1 protein-coding gene is annotated in these 232 nt (G+C 65.5%); it reads left to right on the top strand.

Translation table 11 applies throughout. From position 1 onward, the window contains the following. Window positions 1-232 (top strand): putative sulfate exporter family transporter (locus tag R0J92_RS27085; RefSeq protein ID WP_411053957.1); only part of this gene is annotated, 232 nt, incomplete at both ends.

Raw genomic sequence — 232 nt, 5'->3', positions numbered from 1 at the left:
ATGCCGTTGCCTGCGTCACCATCTTCGGCTCGATTTCCATGCTGCTGTTTCCGCTGCTCGCCGGCCCGCTCTCGCTCGACCCGCAGGCCTATGGCGTTTGGACCGGATCGACCATCCATGAGGTGGGACAGGTCGTTGCTGCCGCCTTCCAGGGCAGTGACGTGGCAGGCCAATCGGGCACGATCGCCAAGCTCGCGCGGGTCGTGCTGCTCGCTCCCCTCGTGATGGCCAT

The sequence above is a fragment of the Tritonibacter sp. SIMBA_163 genome, from assembly GCF_046535935.1.
GTDB classification, from domain to species: Bacteria; Pseudomonadota; Alphaproteobacteria; order Rhodobacterales; family Rhodobacteraceae; genus Epibacterium; species Epibacterium scottomollicae.
Note: the sequence above shows the minus strand (reverse complement) of the source record. Positions and strands in the feature narration are given on the sequence as shown.